This window comes from Fructilactobacillus sp. X2R5C2, from assembly GCF_059901375.1.
This window is the reverse complement of sequence record NZ_JBWXUX010000057.1, coordinates 1-230: the sequence shown is the minus strand read 5'-3', so window position 1 is coordinate 230 and position 230 is coordinate 1. Positions and strand designations below refer to the sequence as shown.

At 34.8% G+C, this 230-nt stretch carries 1 pseudogene; it reads left to right on the top strand.

Annotated features, from left to right (window positions below):
- Window positions 1-48 precede the first annotated feature (48 nt).
- Window positions 49-230: pseudogene (locus AC6UD2_RS06920) on the top strand (riboflavin biosynthesis protein RibT); the annotation flags it as partial.

Below are 230 nucleotides of genomic sequence, written 5' to 3'. Positions count from 1 at the left end.
TTGTCACTTTCTAAAAGTAACGATAAAACGAAACATCTTGTGGAAGAAATGAATTGGTATCGAAATGCTGACAATCGTGACATTTTTCTTTGGAAGGATCGATTTGGAAATTGGGCTGGAATTGTAGGAGTTGAAATCAACCCGAAAAACGTGGTTGTTAGAAGGATTACCCTTACGCCAGATGCTAACAATATTTTTAATGAATTTCGAATTCTTGATAGTGTTGAAAA